Genomic DNA, 21,180 nt, shown 5'->3' on the forward strand with positions numbered 1-21,180 from the left:
GGGCAGCACCAGGGCGATCAGGAGTCCACGGCGCTACTCATACGACTGTGGGGCCGCCCAGTAATCTGGACGGCCCCACAGTCATAATCTTTCGTGTTACGCGGTCACGAGTGAACGCAGCACGTATTGCAAGATTCCGCCGTTGCGGTAGTAGTCCGCTTCACCTGGTGTGTCGATGCGCACCACAGCGTCGAATGCAACAGAGGTTCCGTCTGGTTTGGTTGCTGTCACCTGCACGGCCGACGGGGTTGCCCCGTCATTGAGTGCGGTGATGCCTGAGATGTCGAACACCTCAGTTCCATCGATGCCCAACGAGTCTGCGGTCTCTCCTGCTGGGAATTGCAGCGGAAGAACACCCATACCGATGAGGTTCGAACGGTGAATACGCTCAAAGCTTTCAGCGATCACAGCCTTGACCCCAAGCAGTGCGGTGCCCTTAGCAGCCCAGTCACGGGAAGAACCAGAACCGTATTCTTTTCCACCCAACACAACAAGAGGGATCTCGGCGCGCTGGTAATCCTGTGACGCATCGTAAATGAAGGACTGTTCACCGGTGAGGAAGTTGAACGTGTAGCCACCTTCAACGTCGGTGAGCAGTTGGTTGCGCAACCGGATGTTTGCGAATGTGCCACGAATCATCACTTCGTGGTTGCCTCGACGTGAACCGTAGGAGTTGAAGTTACGACGCTCCACCCCGTTCGCTTCAAGGTACTGCGCAGCAGGGGTACCAGGCTTAATGGCACCAGCTGGGCTGATGTGGTCAGTAGTGACCGAGTCACCAAGTTTGGCGAGCACACGCGCTGCCGCAATGTCGGTCACCGGCTGAGGTTCGCGGTCCATACCCTCAAAGTATGGGGGCTTGCGCACATAGGTGGACTCAGCATCCCACTCAAAGGTGTTACCAACCGGGGTTGGTAGTGAACGCCAACGGTCATCCCCCGCAAAGACATCCGCGTAGTCCTTGACGAACATCTCGCGGTCAATCGTTGCATCGATGGTGGCCTGAACCTCTTCAGGTGTGGGCCAAATGTCCTTGAGGAAGACTGGTGCGCCCTGCTGGTCAAAGCCAAGCGGTTCCGTGTCGAAGTCAAAGGACATGGTGCCTGCGAGCGCATACGCGACGACAAGAGGTGGTGATGCCAAGTAGTTCATCTTGACGTCTGGGTTGATGCGGCCTTCGAAGTTCCGGTTTCCGGAGAGTACTGACACGATTGCGAGGTCGTGTTCGTTCACTGCGGTGGAGACGTTTTCGTCGAGTGGACCGGAGTTACCGATGCATGTTGCGCAGCCGTAACCTACCAGGTGGAAGCCGAGCTTCTCGAGGTAGGGCCATAGGCCGGCTTTTTCGTAGTAGTTGGTGACTACTTGTGAGCCTGGTGCCATGGAGGTTTTGACCCATGGTTTGGCGTCGAGTCCACGTTCTACTGCTTTTTTGGCGAGGATCGCTGCTGCCAGCATCACCGAGGGGTTTGAGGTGTTGGTGCATGAGGTGATGGATGCGATGGCAACTGCACCGTTGAAGAGCCCGAAGGTGCGCCCTTGGGTGTCTGTGACCTCGACGACGTCTTGTCCGTGTTCGGAGATAGCTGGGGAGTCTGATGCTGGGAATGACTCTTTTTCAGCTTCGTCGATGAGGTTGGCTGTGGTGGACACATAGTTTGGTAGGTCGCGGTCGAACTGTTCTTTTGCGCGGGTCAGTTCGATGCGGTCTTGTGGTCGCTTTGGTCCGGCGATGGAGGGCACCACGGTGGAGAGGTCGAGTTCAAGGTATTCGGAGAACTGTGGCTCGTGGTAGTTGGGGTCTGTTGGGTCCAACCACAGACCTTGTTCCTTAGCGTATGCCTCAACCAATGCGAGTGATTCTGGTGAGCGCCCGGTGAGGCGTAGGTAGTCCAGGGTGACACTATCGATGGGGAAGATCGCTGCGGTGGAGCCAAACTCTGGGCTCATGTTTCCGATGGTTGCGCGGTTAGCGAGAGGAACCTGGGCAACACCTGCACCGTAGAACTCAACGAACTTGCCCACTACCCCGTGGTGGCGCAGCATTTGGGTGATGGTGAGGACGACGTCAGTTGCGGTGACCCCTGCGGGGATGGATCCGGTGAGTTTGAATCCAACGACGCGTGGGATGAGCATGGAGACTGGTTGGCCGAGCATCGCTGCTTCGGCTTCGATGCCACCTACACCCCATCCGAGGACACCGAGTCCGTTGACCATGGTGGTGTGTGAGTCAGTACCGACGCAGGTGTCTGGGTAGGCGCGGAGCACTCCGCCGACCTCACGGGTCATGACCGTGCGGGCGAGGTATTCAATGTTGACTTGGTGGACGATTCCGGTGCCTGGTGGGACAACTTTGAATTCTTCGAATGCGGTTTGGCCCCAGCGTAGGAACTGGTAGCGCTCGCGGTTGCGCTCGTATTCGAGTTCAACGTTGCGTTCGAAAGCGTCGCGGCGCCCGGCAACGTCGATTTGCACGGAGTGGTCGATCACGAGCTCTGCGGGTGCGAGGGGGTTGATGCGTTCTGGGTCGCCGCCGAGTTCTACCACTGCTTCGCGCATGGTGGCGAGGTCAACGACGCAGGGCACTCCTGTGAAGTCCTGCATGATGACGCGGGCTGGGGTGAATTGGATTTCGGTGTTGGGCTGGGTTGTTGGGTCCCAGTGCGCGAGCGCTTGGATGTGCTCAGCGGTGATGTTTGCGCCGTCCTCTGTGCGCAGCAGGTTTTCGGCGAGGATTTTGAGACTGTAGGGCAGCTTTTCAAGACCAGGGACCGCTGATAGGCGGAAAATCTCGTATGAGGCCCCGTTGACCTCGAGGGAGCCCTTGGACCTGAATGTGTCGACGTTACTCACGGACACTCCTTCATCATTGGCGAGTTCCGGCCACCATCTTTGGCGGCACACGCCGCACTGTGGGGCAACCATGGGGGAGCGAAACCACGTGTGGTTTGCTGTGGCGCGCACACGCGCCGTGACTAGTGCTGTGTTTCACCGCCATCATACACGATGTATCTTGACGTCAAGATAAATCACTTGTGTGTTGCGTAAATCGCGGCTTCTTTCCACGCTACTCCCCCACTGCTAGTGCAGCATCGCACGCAGCCCACACATCGTCGCCGAAGTTACTCACTACCGTGACCGAGCGAGCAACACGACGAGTCCGGTTATCCAGGCGCGACATGAACGCCACCCCGGGGTCGCATCCTTCGATGTAAGGAGTCAGGGAGTCACCGTCTTTGAACAACCAAAACCCGTAGCCATAAACACCCTCATCGCTTTGCGCGTGCGGGCTTCACATCTGAGAGACCGTGGCTGCAGAAAGAAACGTGCCACGCAGCAGGAACTCCCAAAAACGCGCAATATCAGTGACAGTTGTGAAAGCGCCGCCTGCCCCTGTGTCTTTCACATCAACGGAGTAAATATTTGTGTACCACCCGCCCTCACCGTCTTCGATGTAGGAGTACGCGCACCCCTGCGGCAGCCGGTCAAGTTCGTAGTAGCCGGTTCGTGTCATCCCTGCTGGGAGAAAGAGGTTACGCCCCAACCACTGATCAAACACCTCGCCGGTGACAGATTCGAGGATTCGACCCAGCAGCACATAGCCACTGTTGTTGTACCGAAAGGTCCCCTCAGTGTCGGGGACTGCGGGACGGTCAGCGAAGAGCGGGTACAGGTCTAGTTTGCCCGCCTCAATAAGGTGCATTATTGAGGCGGCAATGAACGCTTTCCCCGCGGACGCAGTCGCGAATCTTGTCTCAGCAGTGTTGGCGCGCTCATTCACCAGATCTGCGTAGCCCCACGCCCTAGTTCGCATCGCTGGGAGTAACACCCAGTCAGCCCCATAGGAGGCATCACAGAGCGCGCCACGAACGGCGGGCTCTTCACGAACTACAGGAGTTTCTTGCTCTTTGGTCATCACGGTGCGTTCCTTGCCTGAAAGGCATGGTCGGTCCGGACCGTGATGACCATACCGACATGGCACCACACCAAGCCACAGATTTTCCGTGGACTCAGCGAAAATTACCCGCGGGTCAATACTGCCAAACACTCCACGTGGTGGGTCATCGGGAACAGATCAAAGGCCCGCACAGAACTCACGGTGTACCCGGCTTCTGCGAAGAAAGCGATGTCCCGGCCCAGTGCAGCAGGGTCGCAGGCAACATACACAATGGTGGCTGGCTCAAGGGCAGCAAGGGCATCAACAACCTTTTTGCCAGCACCCACTCGCGGTGGGTCAAGAACAACCACGTCGACGCTGCCACCAATGCCTTGGCGAAGCACGGACGCTACATCCCCTTCGATCAGACGCACGTGCTCCCCTGCATCGTCCTGCGATGCCCCAAGGACGTTTCTGCGGGCATCACGCAAAGCGTGAGTGTTGCCCTCAATACCAACTACCGAGCCCGATGCCCCTACGCGGTCCGCCAACGGCACCGTAAAGAGCCCTGAGCCGCAGTAAGCATCAAGAATGCTGCGACCGGTTACGTCGCCCAACGCGTCAAGCACAGCGTTTACCAGCACTGAGGGGGCATCAACGTGAACTTGCCAAAACCCGTTAGCAGCAACCCGGTAGCGGTATGTGGTCTCCCCAACACTCACCTGTTCGGTGACGTTGCGGCGCGCGTTGGGGCGAACATCAATGTGTCCTTTACGCAGCGGCTCCCCATCACCTGTGACCACACCAGCCCCAGCAGAGGGCGCAACAACTTCCAGTCGCATATCAGTGGGCCAGGTCCGGGTAAAGATACCTTGTTCGCGGGCAAGTTCGCGGGCTTCATCAGTTGCCAGTGGCATGTCATTCAATGGGACAAGATCATGGGAACGGTGACGGTACATGCCGGCCCGGCCTCGAGCATCGGCAACGACCTCAAACCGAGTACGCCACCCCCACCCGGCCTGCGGTGATTCGTTTTCTTGGGCTTGCTGCTCACGCGGTGCAGCCTCAACGATGCCATCCCAGGTGTAGCCACCTAAACGCTGCAGTTGATCTGCGACAACCTGACGTTTCCATTCACGCTGGTACGTCAAGGACACGTGTGCAAGATCAGCACCACCAACATGGTGACGGCGCGCCTGAGCCCACGAGTTCACAACACGATGCTCACTAGCATCAAGGACTTCCACCAGTTCACCACGCCAGAAACGAGACTCTTGATCCCCCTCTGTCAACCGCACCAGCACCCGCTCACCAGGGATAACATCGCGAACAAAGACCACTCGGCCATCACTACGACCAACACACTCACCACCATGGGCGGCGCGGTCCACCGTCACCTCAATTGTTTGACCAACAACTGATGCGTTTTGTGACATGAAAACCTCATTCATCTAGTGCCCGCGGTTGACCCGACTGGGTGAAGTGCGTGTGCTCAATCCCCACTGTGCGCGAGGACGCCAGCTGCCACGGTACCGCAGAGATGACAACGCCGGGGGTGAACAGCAGCCGTGACTTCAACCTCATCGCACTTTGATTGTGCAAAAACTGCTCCCACCAGTGCCCCACAACATACTCAGGAACATAGACAACCACCAGATCCCGCGGCGACTCACGGCGAATAGAACGCACATAAGACAGCACTGGGCGCGTGATTTCTCGGTACGGAGAGGTCAGGACGCGAAGGGGAACGGGGAGGTCTAAAGCCTCCCACTGTTTAGTGAGGTCTTCAGCTTCAGCCCCATCCACACCAACCGTCACCGCTTCAAGGGTATTGGGACGTGTTGCTCGCGCGTAAGAAATAGCGCGCATCGTTGGTTTGTGGATCTTGGATACCAGCACAATGGCGTGGACCCGTGACGGTAACGCCCGTGCCGTACGGATATCTTCGTCCAACGCCAACTCCCGTGACACAGCATCATAGTGGCGGCGAATCGCCTGCATAATCAGGAACAACACAGCCATGATGAGGATCGTTATCCACGCGCCGTGAAGGAATTTGGTGATAAACACGACGATGAGCACTGTGCCGGTCATGATGAAACCGACAACATTGATCACACGGGATCTGCGCATCGATCGGCGTTCAGTAGGATCAGCAGCTTTACGCAACCGCGCTGTCCAGTGTTTCACCATTCCTAGTTGACTCAGGGTGAAAGAAATAAAAACACCAACAATATACAACTGGATCAGGCGCGTAACCTGCGCATCAAAAATCCAAATCAACACGATCGCACCGGCCGCGAGCGTCAAAATGCCGTTCGAGAACGCTAGACGGTCTCCTCTGGTGTGCATTTGACGAGGTAGGTAACCGTCGCGCGCCAAGATTGAACCCAACACAGGGAAACCATTAAATGCAGTGTTCGCAGCAAGAATCAAAATGACTCCGGTAATCGCAGACACCACATAGAACAACCACGGCGTCGAAGCAAAGACCACCTCAGCCAACTGCGAAATAACAGGGTGCTGGACGTAATCCTCAGGTACTGGACCACCATTGAGGCTTAACTGCTCCGCAGGGTTCTCGACATACTTCACACCACTTGCAACAGCCAACGTAAGGATTGACCCCAGCATCAATGCCGAGATTGATCCCAACAACAACAGCGTTGTGGCCGCATTTTTCGACTTTGGTTTTTGGAACGCTGGAACACCATTTGAAATTGCCTCAACCCCCGTCAAAGCCGCACACCCCGATGCGAAGGCGCGAGCAATGAGAATCGCACCGCCCAACCCCACCAGACCTTGGTCAAATGCAGCTTCAGTGGTCACACTAAATCCAGCGCTTGGCGCCTCCATCAACGACCCAGTGATGGTTTGCACAAACCCCAAAACAGCCATCAACCCGATAGCAGCCATAAAGAGATACACAGGCAGCGCGAAAGCCCGCCCAGACTCCTTAACCCCACGAAGGTTCATGACCGTCAAGAAACCCACCAGCACAACAGCAAGAAGAGTTTCGTGCCCCCGCAACGCCGGAATCGCTGACGACGCATACTGTGCACCTGAGGAAATAGAGACCGCAACAGTCAGTACATAGTCAACAAGCAAGGCACTCGCCACAGACACTCCAGCACGACCGCCAAGGTTCTCACTCACAACCTCGTAGTCCCCGCCACCTGACGGATAAGCACGCACATTCTGCCGGTAGGAGGCCACCACAACAAGCAGCACAACAATGACTGCCAACCCCACCCATGGCGAAATCGTGATCGCCGTAACCCCCGCCAACGCCAAGGTCAACAAAATTTCATCCGGTGCATAAGCCACTGATGACAGCGCATCTGAAGCAAACACCGGCAGGGCGAGCCGCTTGGGGAGCAAGGTGTGCCCTAAGCGGTCAGAGTTCATTGGTCGCCCAAGGAGCAACCTCTTGGCGACGTTAATAATGTCCGACACGTTGAGTAATGCTATGCCCATTCGACGCTTCGTGTTACCCCTACACCGCGACATGGTGTAGTTTCCTTAGTTGTGCACTTCATCATTATGGGTTGCGGACGTGTCGGTGCCACACTGGCTCAGTCCCTCGAAAACCACGGACACTCAGTGGCCGTGGTAGACCAAAACCCGGATTCGTTCAGGCGCCTCTCCCCCGACTTCGGCGGGAAAAAAGTCACCGGCATCGGGTTTGACCGTGACACCCTCAATCAAGCAGGGGTCGACGAATGCTACGCGTTAGCAGCAGTGTCAGATGGCGACAACTCCAATATCCTGACAGCCCGCGTGGCGCGGGAAAAGTTTGGCGTAGAACATGTTGTTGCCCGTATTTATGACACGCAACGAGCCGAAATATACCAACGACTCGGCATCTCAACAGTGGCAACAGTGCGGTGGACAGCAGATCAAGTTCTACGGCGCATGCTCCCCCTGGGTGCAACAGACGAATACCGTGACCCCTCGGGGAACGTGAGGCTATGCCAAATCGATGTTCACCCCCAATGGTATGGACGAACAGTCACACACATCGATGCAGTAACAGGCGCACGGACCGCCTTCATCGCACGCTACGGCACAGGTCAACTAGCCAATGCAACAACAGTCCTTCAAGAAGGCGATGTCTTACACATGCTTATTCACGCCTCAGACGTGTCCAAGGTTGAACGCATCCTGACACACGCACCTGCACAGGAGAAGGACGCATGAAAGTAGTTATTGCTGGTGCAGGCTCCGTGGGACGGTCCATCGCGCTCGAACTCCTTGCGAATGATCACGATGTCACAATCGTTGACCGTCAGCCCTCTGCGATGCGTGTTGCACAAGTTCCTGAAGCTGAATGGCTCCTTGCGGACGCCTGCGAACTAAAAACTCTCGACGAAGCAAACGTCGGAGAATGCGATGTTGTCGTCGCTGCGACAGGAGACGACAAAGCGAACCTTGTGATCTCGTTGCTTGCGAAAACAGAGTTTGGGGTTCCCCGTACCGTTGCCCGCGTGAACAATCCACGCAATGAGTGGATGTATGACGACTCCTGGGGCGTTGACGTCGCCGTATCCACACCACGCATCATGACCGCAATGGTTGAAGAAGCCGTTGCTGTGGGCGACCTGGTGAAGATCTTCACATTCCACCAGTCAGGCGCTGACATCCTCGAATTCACGGTACCTGAACGCTCGCCTTTGGTGGGAAAAACTGTGTCGACCGTGGAATGGCCACAGGACACAGTGCTCGCAGCCATAGTCCGCGGAGACTTGCCTATTGCTCCCAGCGGGGACGACACACTCGAAGCAGGCGACGAACTACTCTTTGTTACGGGTGCTGCGGTTGCTCTGGAAGACCTGCAGGCGTTGCTGGTCGGCGAATAATTCGCCAGGTCAACCACAAGACGAGTGCGAAGAGTGGGACACCCATGACCAGACGAGCCGTGCCTAACGCACCAACAGCGTCCTCTCCCATGAAGTAGAGCGGACCCTGCACGCTCAGACGAGCAGCGAACATAGCAACCCACAGCCACGTTACGTGAGTGTATTTGCGTAATAACAGTGGATCTTTGCGCCATGAGAAGTCGAAAAGTTCCGAGAGTGGAACGTCTTCTCCCTTTTTCGCACGCTGCGCAGAGTCACCTACACCAGACTTAAACATTTCAATGAGAATGCCTACCCCTGGCCAGCGAACTAGCACTGAGACGAGCAAAGCGGCCATATAGGAGACATTGACAAGAAGTCCCCACACATAGAAATCTCCAGCATTCCCTGAACGCCACGCGGCGAAAACACCGATGGCAACCCCAAAAATACCCGAAAAAGCTAAGGTCACCGGGGTGCGCTGGATAAGGCGCGCAACAACAAAAAGGCCAGCGAGGCCAAGAGAAGCGATCAGAGCGATATTCAAATCCTGTGTGACCACATACAACACAAGGTAGACGATGCCTGGCGCCGTCGCCTCGACCAGGCCACGAACTCCTCCCACCGCGTCAAGAGCATCAAACTCATCCGATGTGACAGAGCGTAGCCCCCGTGCTGGTGGCGTCGTGCCGTGATCTTGGGTCACAATGACTCTCCGTGTCGCGCTTTTAGTTCGTAGCGGGGGTTAAACAGGACGTAGCGCCCTTGGGATGTCACAACCAGCCCGTGAACACGCAAGCGCGCACCCGGTTGTATGCCAGCGATTTTTCGGCGTCCTAACCACATAAGGTCAAGCGCACCGGTGCCATCATAAAGTTCAACTTCCAGTGCGGCGGTCCCTCCATGAGGACGCAGCACTACAGAGCGAATAACACCAGTGAACGTTCCACGCTGGCGTGATCGTGCTTGAGAAATTGGCGTGACTTGGGAGTCACGAGAAGTTTCGAGCCGTTCTTCGTCTGCCGCGACCTGCTCTGCTGACGCAAAGACACGGTGAACCATGTCCTGGAGACGCCGTGGAGCCACCTATCGGACCTCGGTGATCTCAGGTCCGCGTTGCAAAGGGTTAGCGGGAAGTGCGCCGCGTGACGCACCAGCGGCTGCCCGCTGAGCAGGGCGCCCAGGGAGTTTCAACTCAAGAAGGTCTCGTGGTGGTCGTGGTTCTGTCCCACGGACAACAGCTGCTTGCGAGAAAATTTCCTCTAGCGGAGCTGCTGCCTGCTGATCGAACGCTGCTCGACCTGAAAAGACACCCCGAAGGAACCAGCGCGGTCCGTCAAAACCAACAAAGCGGGCGGGTTGGATCCCTTGCTGACCGTCTTTGAGTTTTACTGGTAACTTCACGAGCAGTTCCCGGCCAAATGCACCGGGCACATCATCCACAGTGCCGCCTTGACCCGTGATGGATTCGGCAATTTCTGCACGAATTTCATCCCAAATACCTGAACGTTTAGGGGCAGCGAAAGCCTGTAGCTGAAGGATTGACTCCTCGAACTTCACGGCAACACCAGTAACCCGTTCAGATTTTTTGTCCACTTCCATGCGGACCTCAAGTCCCTCACGCCCCGGAAGCCAGATGGCACCAAGGTCGAGACGACTTCCACGCTCACCGAGCATGTCGGCATCGTAGGGGCCGCGCGGTGCAAGCTGCGTCTCCTGCTCGATGTCGCCAGCTGGGCTCGTCAGTGACTCGCCGAGCTCGTCGACCTCTTGCTTGCGCCGAAACAACGCCACGGGGTTCTCCTTCACAACTTGGGAACGTCTTTGTGGTCCTCACACAGTCAGAGACAACCATAGCGCGTTTCGTGACCAATTCGTAATAGTCCACGCCAGTTCCCATGGGGGGTATCACCCGTGGGCGGCTGCCCATCCCCCTGATGAGCCAAAACCTGCCTCACCACGTACTGACCCTGGCAATACTTCCGCTTCCACGAAACGCGCCCGCGCCACCTGCTGAATGACAAGTTGGGCAATACGGTCCCCGCGGTGGAAAGAAACTGAATGTTCTGGGTCACTGTTATACAGCGTCACCTCAATTTCACCGCGGTAACCAGCATCCACTGTGCCGGGCGCATTAACGATGGTGATGCCGTGCTTTGCTGCCAACCCGGAGCGCGGGTGGACAAATGCTGCATACCCATCAGGCAATGCAAGAGCAATCCCCGTAGGAACACGCCGCCGCTCAAAAGGAGCAAGCGAAAAATCAATACGTGTCACAAGGTCCGCTCCTGCATCGCCAGGATGCGCATAGTGCGGCAGCGGCAGGTCGACATCAACACGGGTGATGAGAACTTCAGGAGAATCGGCTGACATAACTTCCATTCACGGGCAGGCGCAACTGCGCCAGTATGGTCGTACACCAATAGCAGGCCGGTGATCCATGAGATCACCGCCAGTTCAGTGCTATGCGCACTCAGAACAAATCTGCTGACCGTTCTTCTGAGTCACGAGTTGGCTGCGGTGGTGCACGAGGAAGCATGACGTGCAGGTGAACTCATCAGCTTGACGAGGAATAACCCGCACCGCGAGTTCTTCACCAGACAAGTCGGCCCCGGGAAGTTCGAACCCTTCCGCAGCTTCAATCTCGTCTTCGTCGACAACCCCTGAACTCTTGTCTGACCGGCGTGCTTTCAGCTCTTCGAGTGAGTCCTCGCTGATGTCTTCTTCGGTCTTCCGGGGGGCATCATAATCGGTTGCCATCGGTATGGTCACACTCCGTTGCACGTGGTTGACATGTTCCTGAATAAAGAGGAACTGATTGCCGAGATATTACACAGAACCGGGTCGAATTATTCCCGCAGACATGCGGACCGTTCATCGATGTGGCACCTGCGTCAGATCAATTACTCCGCGCAATTATGCAGGGTGGATCACCGAAAGGGCAAGTAGGGCACGTGTAAGCGCGCTATTATGACACAAATCACCCGGTGGGAGATAGACCTAGGGCATGGGGAGATCATCGACAACAACACGACGCAAAATGTCTTGTAAGTCATCCACCCTGGCTTGCGAGCCAACGATAGTCATCCGTGATGTGGGGTACTCCGTATGCAACCCCCGTGAGACCGCACCGGCCTCTTCAGCGATCAATTGACCTGCGGCAACGTCCCAAGGACTCAAGCCACGTTCGTAGTACAGATCAAGTGCACCCTCAGCCAATGCGCACAAATCAAGAGCTGCAGAACCAATACGACGTAAATCACGGACTTTCGGTAACACATGTGGCAGCCACTGCGCCTGTGCTAAACGAGCCGTAGCGTCGTACCCAAATCCTGTGCCTGTCAGGCACTCCCCTAGCGAAGCAGGGGAACTGCAAGCTAACCGCTGACCATCACGCCAGGCGCCCTCACCACGAGCTGCCCACCAAAGGTGCGCATCAGGCACCCGAATGACAGCGCCGGCCACGATAGACCAATGTTGTGGATCTGGTTGCCCCTCCACCACGGCAATCGACACTGAGTATGACGGCAACCCGTAAAGGTAGTTCACCGTTCCATCGATTGGGTCAACAACCCACGTTAAACCGCTCGTGCCGCCGACAGCGTGGTCAACGCTCTCTTCCCCCAAGAAACCATCTTCCGGGCGCAAAACACGCAACCGGTCCCGGAGGAGCGCTTCGACATCACGGTCCATCTGCGTGACCACGTCTGTCGGAGTGGTTTTTGTACTCAGCACCGAAGCCCGCGGAGGTCTATGCTGCGCTATATGCTGTTGGGCGAGTTCAGCAAGATCACGGCACAACTGGGCGAGTTCCAAAGCAGTTGGTTGAGAATCGGTGTGGAGCGGGGTTTTTGGTGATGAGGACATACAACTATCCTGCATCACGAAGATGAGGCGCAGGTGAACAAGATGAGGCGCACATGAACACAGCGGTGAGTTTCACATCTTTCCCCCACGGCGCACCGCGTGAAACACCGCACACACAGCACAACACAGGCAACAATTGAGTGATGACACTGCGGGAGGGCGGATGACAGACCAACCGGGAACACCATTGAGGCTCATCGGCCTTGAAGGCAACCACTTGGTGTTGGGCGCCCCTGACGGGGGCGAATACCACCTGGAAATCACCGACATGGTGCGCGCTGCTGTGCGCAAAGATCGCCCCGCGATCGAACAACTACGCGCACAAGAGAAAACCCCACTGTCGCCACGAGACATTCAAGCTCGTATCCGTAGTGGAATGTCGGCGGGAGAACTTGCTGACGCCTACGGTGTGCCCATCGAGCACATTCGGCGTTATGAAGGGCCTGTGCTTGCTGAGCGCCAGTACATTGCAGAGCTCGCTAGGTCAGCTCCCGTGTCACCCCAACCAGATTCACCGCACCTGCACGACATCGTTGTCGACCGCCTCGCACAACGCGGTGTGGACATTACAGACCTCGTGTGGGACGCATACCGCTCAGAAACCCACGGCTGGCTTGTCAGCGTGACATACCTATTAGATGAGCACATCAAGCAAGCCCAATGGACTTTTAAACCCTCAAATAAGGCTCTACAAGCTCTAGAGAGCGAAGCTAGATGGCTATCTGAAACGCGCATACCTGATCCACCAGCCGAGCCTGTCACACGGCGGCATTTGTCATCCGTTGTGGAGTCAGGTGTTTTTGATGGTCAAGCAATGGACGGCATGCCGGCGTCAACTTCACCGCAAGCTACAGAAGCGCTCTTGGACGAGTTAGAAAGAATTCGTGGCACCCGCTCGCCTGGTGGCATGCAATTTTCAGACGTTGTTCATGATTCCCCGCATGTCTCTGGGGCCCCCCACGATGATCCACAGCGGCCACGGACGTCGCCTACCCCCATGGTGGAAAGCGACGCAAAGGTGTATCAACTATCAGCGCAAACACCTCGTACCGTGGAGTCTGAACCCTCGACGGTGGTTCCACCTGTGACAGGCTCACATCAAGCCGTTCCCCCTGTGAACCGGCCAACAACAGGCAGAATCCCGCGGGTGTCTGCGCAAAGCACGCATGCTTCCCCCACCACAGGTGCAATAGTTCACGCTTCCGCGCCGGACACGCCCACCCCACCAACAGGTGGGATCACGAACCGGGAAGTCGTAGCCCCTTCACAAGACCTCGAACTCCTGAGCGGCGACGCAAGTGAACACACCGTTCGGCGGTCACACCGCAGGTCACGGGGCCGTCAACGCTCACCCATGCCCAGTTGGGACGAAATTGTGTTTGGCACTCGCACAGACTAACCCGCTATAAGGTGGCGGCAATCAGTGGCACATGGACCTCGTATGGGGTCAATGAGCCATGCATTCCTCGAAGGCCGATTGCCATGGGTGTCATTGTCGAGGAGTCAACAATGGCTGTTGTGCCGGTTGTTAACACGAGGACATCTCCGCACCAGGGCAGAACGTGATCCGAAACATCACCTAAGAGCCCTGCTTCTTGGGCTTGTGTCCGAGTGACCACCATCGCACGTTTCCCAAGACGCGCTGCCCATCGCTGAGCGACTTGGTCGGCCATACCTGGTGAGTTGGTGTACACCTGAGGTGCGCGTGGTTCCCCGGCAACGGCTCGCACCCCGCGCATCAAAGAATAGTCATCAGCAATGTCGATTCGGTCTCGCGGTGCAATATTGACCATGCCGTGGTCGGCAGTGATGACACAGAGCGTTCCCGCTGGCGCGCTGGCCATGAGCCGCTGAAGTGCTTGGTCAAAACTGGTGAGCTCGTCAATCCACTGCGGTGAGTGAGGCCCATGAACGTGCCCCACCTTGTCGATTTCTCCCCAGTACATGTGGACTAGACCGGGCTCTCGCAATGCTTGCAGCGTGTAATCAACCGTGTCATCCAGCGACTCTGCGGCGACGTGTTGGGCACCTCGGAATGCGGCTTGAGTCAACCCCGACTGAGCAAACCGCTCAAGGGATACGCTGGTCACTGGGACGCCGGCTGCAGTGAGTTGTTCGAAGAGGGTCGTTTCTCGTTGAATTTCCAACGGCGGTTCAACGTCACGCCAGGAGACAAAGTTTCCGACCGCCCCTGTCATCGGATTCATCGCTGAATATCCGACTAAACCCGTTTGACCGGCGAGCCGTCCGGTACCAATAGTCGCCATTGATGTCGCTGTCGTTGCAGGAAAACCAGTGGTTGCTGGAGACTTTCCTGCCATGAGCTCGCTAAGAAATGGGGCGGCACTGGCGTGATCATTGACGTTATGCCACCCCAAACCATCTACCACAATCAGCACTACTCGCGATGATTGCGGCCACGGGTTGCTGACATCAGGGGTAGGTAGCGCCTGTGATGCTCCACCGGTCAGGCTCTGCCACAGATGTGGGGCAATATGCGCAATGTGCGGTTGCCCCATATTTGGGGCCACAAAACCGTGCTCTGCGAAGCGGTGAAGAATGTCTGACACGATTGCTACACGCTACCTTTCGCGGTGGCCATCGACAGTGCTCGGGCAAACTGGGCTGCTTGGTGTACTGCTGCCAAGCCTTCTGCGTGTGCGCTCACTCGAATCATGACGTCATCGCTGGTGATTGACCCGTTGTACCCATGGTCTGCTTCACAGTTTGGATCTGGGCATTGCACAGGTTCCATGTCCACACGTGACACCGCTCCCCAGCCGACCGCAAGAGTCAACTCCACGGGGGCGTCTCCTGGCTGGTAGCGTTCCGGGGCGTTCACAGTATGGGTGAGTACCACTGACGTAATGGCCCCCAACGCAACGGATTCTGTGGTTGCGGCTGCGCGGGCGTGCATCGTCCCGTCGGGAGTGTGTTCTTCGGAGTGGTCATCGACGTGGGCGAGGATGAGCCGGGTTTCTGTGAGAACCAGCGCGGTGATGTGGCGTTTGATTTCAGTGTGGGCGAATGTGGTCTCGACGTGGACAACATGGGCTTTGACCTCTTCACCTGCGAGCGCGATGTCCAGGACTGAGGTGACGAGTTCGGGGTAGTACCCCGATCGGTGGATGTCGGCGTTGAGTGATGCGTGGGCTGGAGTAGTGGGGTGGTGCACGGATCTAGTGTAGTCCTCGTGTGAGTTTGTCTTGTTCAGTGTGGTAGTTGACGGCGCAGGCCGTCGTGGCGTCGGGCTGGTTGGATGTCGATGCGTGCGCTGAGTACTGCTGCTCCGTGGTGTGCGACAACGACGGGGTAGAGCTCGAGGGCGCTGATTTGGGGGTGGTGGTCGGCGAGGAGGGAGAGGCGTCCGAGGAGTTCTTCGATGGCGTTGGTGTCTGCAGTGGGCAGGCCTTTGTATCCGAAGAGGCGTGGGGCGGCTGCGATGGAGGTGACCATGGTGTGGGTGTCGCGGGTGGTCAGTGGGGCAATGCCGTAGCTGAGGTCGTCGAGGAGGTCGGTGGCGTCTCCGGAGAGGCCGAACGACACCACGGGCCCAAAGAGGTCGTCTTCGCTGGTGCGTAGGACGCACGCTACTCCGCTGGGTGCCATGCGTTGCACGGTGAATCCTGCGGTGAGGGCTTCGTGGGTTGTTCCGAGGTGGCGGGAGAGGTCGATGCTCATGTCGGCGAAGTCGGTGGCGAGTTCTTCTGGGGTGGAGATGTTGAGTCGCACTCCCCCGAGGTCGGCGCGGTGGCGTAGTGCTTCGACGGTGCTTTTGAGGGCGACGGGCCAGCCGAGGGTGTGGGCTGCGGCAATGGCGGATTCGGCGTCGTGGACGGTGATGGAGTCCCATAGGTCGATGCCGTATGCGGCGAGGATGTCTCGGGTGAGTTCTGGGGTGGCTGGGCCGTGTGGTGCCCCGGCGATGAGGTGTGCGGCTCGGTGGCGGTCGATGCCGTCGAAGTCGACGTGGGTTCCGTGGTCTTCTGTGACCCAGGTGGCGTAATCCAGGACGTTTCGCAGTACTTTGATGGCGTCTTCGGGGGTGGAGTATGCCGGGATGGTGTGCTCGGCGCTGGTGAGGGCTGAGGTGAGGCCGTGGAGCCCAAACACGGAGGCAACTGTTGGTTTGTGGGAGCTGGCTGCTGCGGCGGCTATGGCGGCGAGGGTGGTGTGTGAGAGGTCCGCTGTGGTGGGGACGTGTGCGAAAACGACGATGTCGACGTCTGGTGCTGCGTAGATAGCGGCGACGGTGTTTTGTACGTCGGCGGTTGGTGTGTTGTGGGTGATGATGCGGGTGTGGGTGATGGTTATTCCCGCGGACCAGGCTGCTTCGGCGGTGATTGCTGCGAGTGCTTCGGATGAGGCGAGGATGGCGATGTTGTGACCGCCCGGTAGGGGTTGGGTCGCGAAGTATTGGAGGGTGTCGACCATTTCGTGGGTATTGGCGGTTCGGATGACTCCGCTTTGTTGGAACATGTGGTCGAGTGCTTTGCGTGGGGTTTGGGTGGTGCGTACTGCGTGGCCGCGTGGAACGATGTGGCCGCTTTGCCCGGCGATCACGGCGACAACTGGTTTTTTGCGGGAGAGTCGGCGGGCGATACGGGCGTATTTTCTGGGGTTGCCGATTGATTCGAGGTACATTCCTACGGCTGTCGATGTGGTGTCGTCGTGCCAGTACTGCATGAGGTCGTTGCCGGAGATGTCTGCGCGGTTTCCTGCGGACAGGAACGTGGAGATCCCGAGGTCTCGCCGGGTGATGGTGGTCAGTAGTGTCACTGCCATGGCTCCTGATTGGCAGAACAGTCCGATGCTTCCGGGGCGTGGCAGGGTTGGTGCCAGAGAGGCGTTGAATGGTGGTGTGGCGGTGTGGGAGAACAGTCCGTAGCTTGCTGGCCCGACAATGCGTATGCCGGTGGCGTGCGCGGTACGGAGCATTTCGCGTTGCAGTGTGAGCCCGTGTTCCCCACCTTCAGCGAACCCGGAGCTGAGGAGGACCGCTGTGTGGATGCCTTTGGCGGCGAGCACACCAAGCAGCGGTGTGGTGGCGTGGTCGGCGACGGCGATCATGGCCAGGTCGAAGGTTGTGGTGTCGCGGCGGAACGCGTCGAGGTTGTGGTGGTGGACGAAGTTGTCACCGAGGCCGTGGCGTTGTTGTGCGTCACGGATGGTGACGGGGGTAAGGCCGACGATGTGGAGTTGTTGGCCGGTGACGCCGCACTGGGATCTGATGGCGGCTGTGGCTAGGCGTGTCTCTTCGGGGGTTGCTTCATCTGTTAGTGAGGCAACGAGAACGATGCGTTGGGGGGCGTAGAGGCGCGCCATGGATCGCGCTTCGGCACGGTATTCGCGTTCTGCCATGACTTGGAGGGAACGCGCTGTGGGGTCGAGGTTGACGGAGACGGTGACGATTCCGTCGTCGACGTAGTGGTTGGATTGGTACCCAGCTTCGGTGAAGACGGAGAGCATTTTGCTGTTTTGTGGGAGCACTTCAGCGGTGAAGCGCCGTATTCCTACTTCTCGGGCTGCGTCTGCGATGTGTTCGAGGAGGACTGAACCCAGGCCTTTGCCTTGGAGTTGGTCTGAGATGTTGAAGGCGACTTCGGCTTCGTCGGCTTCGATGCGGTCAAACCGTGCGACGCCGATGATGCGTTCAGTGGTGGGTGCGGTGGAGTCTGTGATGGTGGCGATGATGGCTACTCGGTCGGTGTAGTCAACTTCGGTGAAGAGTGTCAGGTCGCGGTCGGAGAGTCGTTCGAGGTAGGCAAAGAACCTCATGTAGGTCGACTGTTGTGACTGGGCAGTGTGGAACTGCTGGAGTGCTTCGCGGTCTGTGGGGATGATGGGGCGAAGGTGCGCGGTTGTCCCGTCGCGTAGGACAACATCTGCTTCCCAGTGCTGCGGGTAGGCCTGGTGGAAGGTATCTTCACTGCTGCTCACACCTTAAGACTACGGCGTGTAGTGCGTGTCCTTGAGGGGTATTGTCCCCCGTTTGCGCTGGCGTGTCTGGTGGTGGCCGTATGCTAGGTGACGTTGTCTGCCTTTACCCAGTTAAGTTGTTAGGAGCGCATGCCCTCATGGCGCGTAGGTCAGCTGTCTCTTCTGCCGAGCCAATCGCGGAGCGCATCATTGATGTTGATGTCGCCCAAGAGATGGAGACATCCTTTCTGGAGTATGCCTACTCGGTGATTTATGCCCGAGCCTTACCCGATGCGCGCGATGGTTTGAAACCTGTGCAACGGCGCATCCTTTTTCAGATGGCTGATATGGGATTGCGCCCTGATCGGGGGCATGTGAAGTGTTCGCGTGTTGTTGGCGAGGTGATGGGTAAGCTCCACCCGCATGGTGATAGTGCAATTTACGATGCACTGGTGAGGTTGGCTCAACCGTTTTCGTTGCGTTTGCCACTCGTTGACGGGCACGGGAACTTTGGTTCGTTGGATGATGGGCCAGCAGCTTCTCGGTACACCGAAGCTCGCCTTGCGTCGTCTGCTTTGGCGATGACAGCTGACTTGTCGGAGAACGTTGTGGATTTCATCCCCAACTATGACAACAAGTTGACCCAACCTGAGGTTCTGCCTGCTGCGATTCCTAACCTTTTAGTGAATGGGGCATCGGGAATTGCTGTGGGTATGGCAACGAACTTGGCGCCGCATAACCTTGTTGAAGTAGTGTCAGCGGCACGCCACCTTCTTGCGCACCCTGATGCCACTCTCGAAGAACTCATGCGGTTTGTGCCTGGACCTGACCTCCCCTCTGGTGGGCGTGTTGTCGGGCTTGATGGTGTGCGTGACGCTTACCGCACAGGCAGGGGTAGTTTCCGTACTCGCGCGACCGCCACCGTTGAGAACGTCACAGCCCGACGTAAGGGCATTGTGGTGACTGAGTTACCGTATTTGGTCGGCCCTGAGAAGGTCATCGAGAAGATTAAAGAGGGTGTCACTGCGAAGAAGCTCTCTGGCATTGCCACTGTCACAGACCTCACGGACCGTGCACATGGGTTGAAACTTGTTATCGAGATCAAGACCGGTTTCAACCCAGAGGCTGTCCTTGAAGCGCTGTACCGTTACACCCCCCTTGAAGAGTCTTTTGGGATCAATAACGTTGCCCTCGTTGATGGGCAACCACGCACTCTTGGCCTCAAAGAGATGCTGCAGGTCTGGGTTGACCACCGTGTCACTGTCATTAAGCGTCGTAGTGAACACCGCCTCGCTAAGCGGCGTGAACGACAGCATCTAGTCCTTGGGCTTTTGCGCGCGATTGTGGACATTGATGAAGTCATCGACGTGATTCGTTCGTCGGATGATTCTGAAACCGCGCGCACTCGGTTAATGTCTGTGTTTGACCTGACACACGTTCAAGCTGAGTACATTCTCGAACTGCGTTTGCGCAGGCTCACGAAGTTCTCTCGCCTGGAATTAGAGAAAGAAAATGAGGAGCTCACCGCGCAAATCGCTGAACTAGAGGCGATTCTGGGCGATGTGAAGCAACTCCACAAAGTTGTTGCTCAAGAAATGACAGCGGTGTCAAAAACTTATGGCACCCCGCGGCGAACTGTGTTGCTTGACTCTGACGGCTCAGAATCCCAATCAGCAGTAGGTACCGTCGCAGCCAAACGCGGCAGTGCAGGTTTGGGCGTTTCACTGGAAATCGCTGATACCCCTTGCTGGGTGATGCTTGGAGCAGGCGGGCGTGTCGCGCGCACAACTGATGATCAAGAGCCTGTGCGCGGTGACGAGCGGAGCGCCCACGACATTGTGCGCTCCATTGTCCCTGGAACTGTGCGTGGGCACGTGGGTGTTGTCACCTCAGCGGGGCGAATCATCAAACTCAGCGTTGTTGAATTACCCTCACTGCCCGGTTCGCAAGGGGGCGTGTCACTGGCTGGTGGTGTAGACATTGGCGAAATTGTGCATTGTGAACCTGGCGAACAGGTCATCGCGTTGGTATCACTATCCCCCACCGCTGAGCCCATCACACTTGGCACAGCATCAGGAACCGTCAAACGGGTTACCCCAGGTGAGGCGCCTAAGGGAGATGCTTTCGACATCATCACACTGAAAGATGGGGACACTGTCATTGGGGCGGGCCACGCCCCCGACTCGAGCGACTTAGTGTTTGTCACCTCACAGGCGACACTATTACGGTTCGAGGCGTCAACTGTGCGCCCACAAGGACGCCCAGCAGGTGGCATGGCCGGTATTAAACTGCCAGCCGGCGCACGCGCGGTGAGTTTCTCCATTATCCCCGCAGACAGCGACGCTCGGGTTGTCACCATTGCTGGTTCATCTGGGGCTCTTGATGGCACCGAAGCGGCAAGTATCAAGGTCTCCCCCTTTGACCTCTACCCGCGCAAAGGGCGAGCAACAGCTGGCGTTCGCGCTCATCGGTTCCTCAAAGGCGAAGACACACTCACCCAAGCGTGCGTGTCACAGGTTCCTGTGAAAGCGGCAGATACTTCCGGGAAGCCGTGCGCGTTGCCTGAGGATGATCAGCGACGAGACGGATCCGGAACACCGTTAACGCACACCATCACGTTCCTCGGGTGACTTTTTCCATACGGTGAAACCAACCAGTCCACGAGGCGGGCAGTGACCT

General features: G+C 57.4%; 17 protein-coding genes. 4 read left to right on the plus strand and 13 right to left on the minus strand.

Annotated elements, in window-relative coordinates:
* Positions 1-96: 96 nt before the first annotated feature.
* From acnA to G538_RS0113905, 4 genes are all read right to left on the minus strand, one after another.
* Positions 97-2,853, minus strand: a complete 2,757-nt coding sequence (gene acnA, locus G538_RS0113890; protein ID WP_029069775.1) for an aconitate hydratase AcnA — start codon at positions 2,851-2,853, stop codon at positions 97-99.
* Positions 2,854-3,292: 439 nt separating this feature from the next.
* Complete coding sequence (locus G538_RS17065; protein WP_051197258.1) at positions 3,293-3,916, minus strand: serine hydrolase domain-containing protein; 624 nt, start codon at positions 3,914-3,916, stop codon at positions 3,293-3,295.
* A 104-nt stretch (positions 3,917-4,020) separates the two neighbouring features.
* On the minus strand, positions 4,021-5,313 hold the full coding sequence (locus G538_RS0113900; protein ID WP_029069776.1) for a class I SAM-dependent RNA methyltransferase: 1,293 nt from the start codon (positions 5,311-5,313) through the stop codon (positions 4,021-4,023).
* A gap of 7 nt (positions 5,314-5,320) precedes the next feature.
* On the minus strand, positions 5,321-7,354 hold the full coding sequence (locus G538_RS0113905; protein WP_029069777.1) for an APC family permease: 2,034 nt from the start codon (positions 7,352-7,354) through the stop codon (positions 5,321-5,323).
* Positions 7,355-7,420: 66 nt separating this feature from the next.
* On the opposite strand from G538_RS0113905, the gene G538_RS0113910 reads away from it, so the two are divergent.
* Both G538_RS0113910 and G538_RS0113915 read left to right on the plus strand, forming a co-directional pair.
* Positions 7,421-8,077, plus strand: a complete 657-nt coding sequence (locus tag G538_RS0113910) for a potassium channel family protein (RefSeq protein WP_035834519.1) — start codon at positions 7,421-7,423, stop codon at positions 8,075-8,077.
* Complete coding sequence (locus tag G538_RS0113915) at positions 8,074-8,736, plus strand: potassium channel family protein (RefSeq protein ID WP_029069779.1); 663 nt, start codon at positions 8,074-8,076, stop codon at positions 8,734-8,736. Before G538_RS0113910 ends, G538_RS0113915 begins: the two co-directional genes overlap by 4 nt.
* On the opposite strand, the gene G538_RS17070 is transcribed toward G538_RS0113915, so the two are convergent.
* The 6 genes from G538_RS17070 to G538_RS17075 form a co-directional block, all read right to left on the minus strand.
* Positions 8,681-9,421, minus strand: coding sequence for a DUF3159 domain-containing protein (locus G538_RS17070; RefSeq protein WP_035834383.1), 741 nt, complete (start codon positions 9,419-9,421; stop codon positions 8,681-8,683). The two genes, G538_RS0113915 and G538_RS17070, sit on opposite strands and share 56 nt — an antisense overlap.
* Positions 9,418-9,801: an OB-fold nucleic acid binding domain-containing protein gene (locus G538_RS0113925; RefSeq protein WP_245566871.1), complete on the minus strand. Its 384-nt coding sequence runs from the start codon at positions 9,799-9,801 to the stop codon at positions 9,418-9,420. The genes G538_RS17070 and G538_RS0113925 overlap by 4 nt, the downstream gene beginning before the upstream one ends.
* The gene (locus G538_RS0113930; RefSeq protein WP_029069781.1) at positions 9,802-10,509 is read right to left on the minus strand and encodes a DUF3710 domain-containing protein; all 708 of its coding nucleotides are present in this window, start codon (positions 10,507-10,509) and stop codon (positions 9,802-9,804) included.
* 114 nt (positions 10,510-10,623) lie between these two features.
* A complete protein-coding gene (gene dut, locus G538_RS0113935; RefSeq protein WP_029069782.1) occupies positions 10,624-11,088 on the minus strand; it encodes a dUTP diphosphatase in 465 nt (154 codons plus the stop codon).
* Between the two features lie 90 nt (positions 11,089-11,178).
* The gene (locus G538_RS0113940) at positions 11,179-11,475 is read right to left on the minus strand and encodes a DUF4193 domain-containing protein (protein ID WP_029069783.1); all 297 of its coding nucleotides are present in this window, start codon (positions 11,473-11,475) and stop codon (positions 11,179-11,181) included.
* Positions 11,476-11,715: 240 nt separating this feature from the next.
* Complete coding sequence (locus tag G538_RS17075) at positions 11,716-12,582, minus strand: inositol monophosphatase family protein (protein ID WP_051197260.1); 867 nt, start codon at positions 12,580-12,582, stop codon at positions 11,716-11,718.
* 163 nt (positions 12,583-12,745) lie between these two features.
* Between G538_RS17075 and sepH the strand changes: the two genes are divergently transcribed.
* Complete coding sequence (gene sepH / locus G538_RS0113955; protein WP_029069784.1) at positions 12,746-13,981, plus strand: septation protein SepH; 1,236 nt, start codon at positions 12,746-12,748, stop codon at positions 13,979-13,981.
* Between the two features lie 4 nt (positions 13,982-13,985).
* Here sepH and G538_RS17080 read toward each other — a convergent pair whose 3' ends face one another.
* From G538_RS17080 to G538_RS0113970, 3 genes are read right to left on the minus strand one after another with little or no spacing between them, the layout of a single operon-like run.
* Positions 13,986-15,152, minus strand: coding sequence for an alkaline phosphatase family protein (locus G538_RS17080; protein WP_051197263.1), 1,167 nt, complete (start codon positions 15,150-15,152; stop codon positions 13,986-13,988).
* Positions 15,153-15,157: 5 nt separating this feature from the next.
* A complete protein-coding gene (locus G538_RS0113965; protein ID WP_029069785.1) occupies positions 15,158-15,757 on the minus strand; it encodes a DUF5998 family protein in 600 nt (199 codons plus the stop codon).
* 35 nt (positions 15,758-15,792) lie between these two features.
* The gene (locus G538_RS0113970) at positions 15,793-18,522 is read right to left on the minus strand and encodes a GNAT family N-acetyltransferase (protein WP_029069786.1); all 2,730 of its coding nucleotides are present in this window, start codon (positions 18,520-18,522) and stop codon (positions 15,793-15,795) included.
* Between the two features lie 137 nt (positions 18,523-18,659).
* On the opposite strand from G538_RS0113970, the gene G538_RS0113975 reads away from it, so the two are divergent.
* Complete coding sequence (locus tag G538_RS0113975; RefSeq protein ID WP_029069787.1) at positions 18,660-21,131, plus strand: DNA gyrase/topoisomerase IV subunit A; 2,472 nt, start codon at positions 18,660-18,662, stop codon at positions 21,129-21,131.
* The last annotated feature ends 49 nt before the right edge of the window (positions 21,132-21,180 follow it).

Origin of the sequence: Jonesia quinghaiensis DSM 15701 (genome assembly GCF_000423205.1) — a bacterium.
GTDB lineage: Bacteria > Actinomycetota > Actinomycetes > Actinomycetales > Cellulomonadaceae > Jonesia > Jonesia quinghaiensis.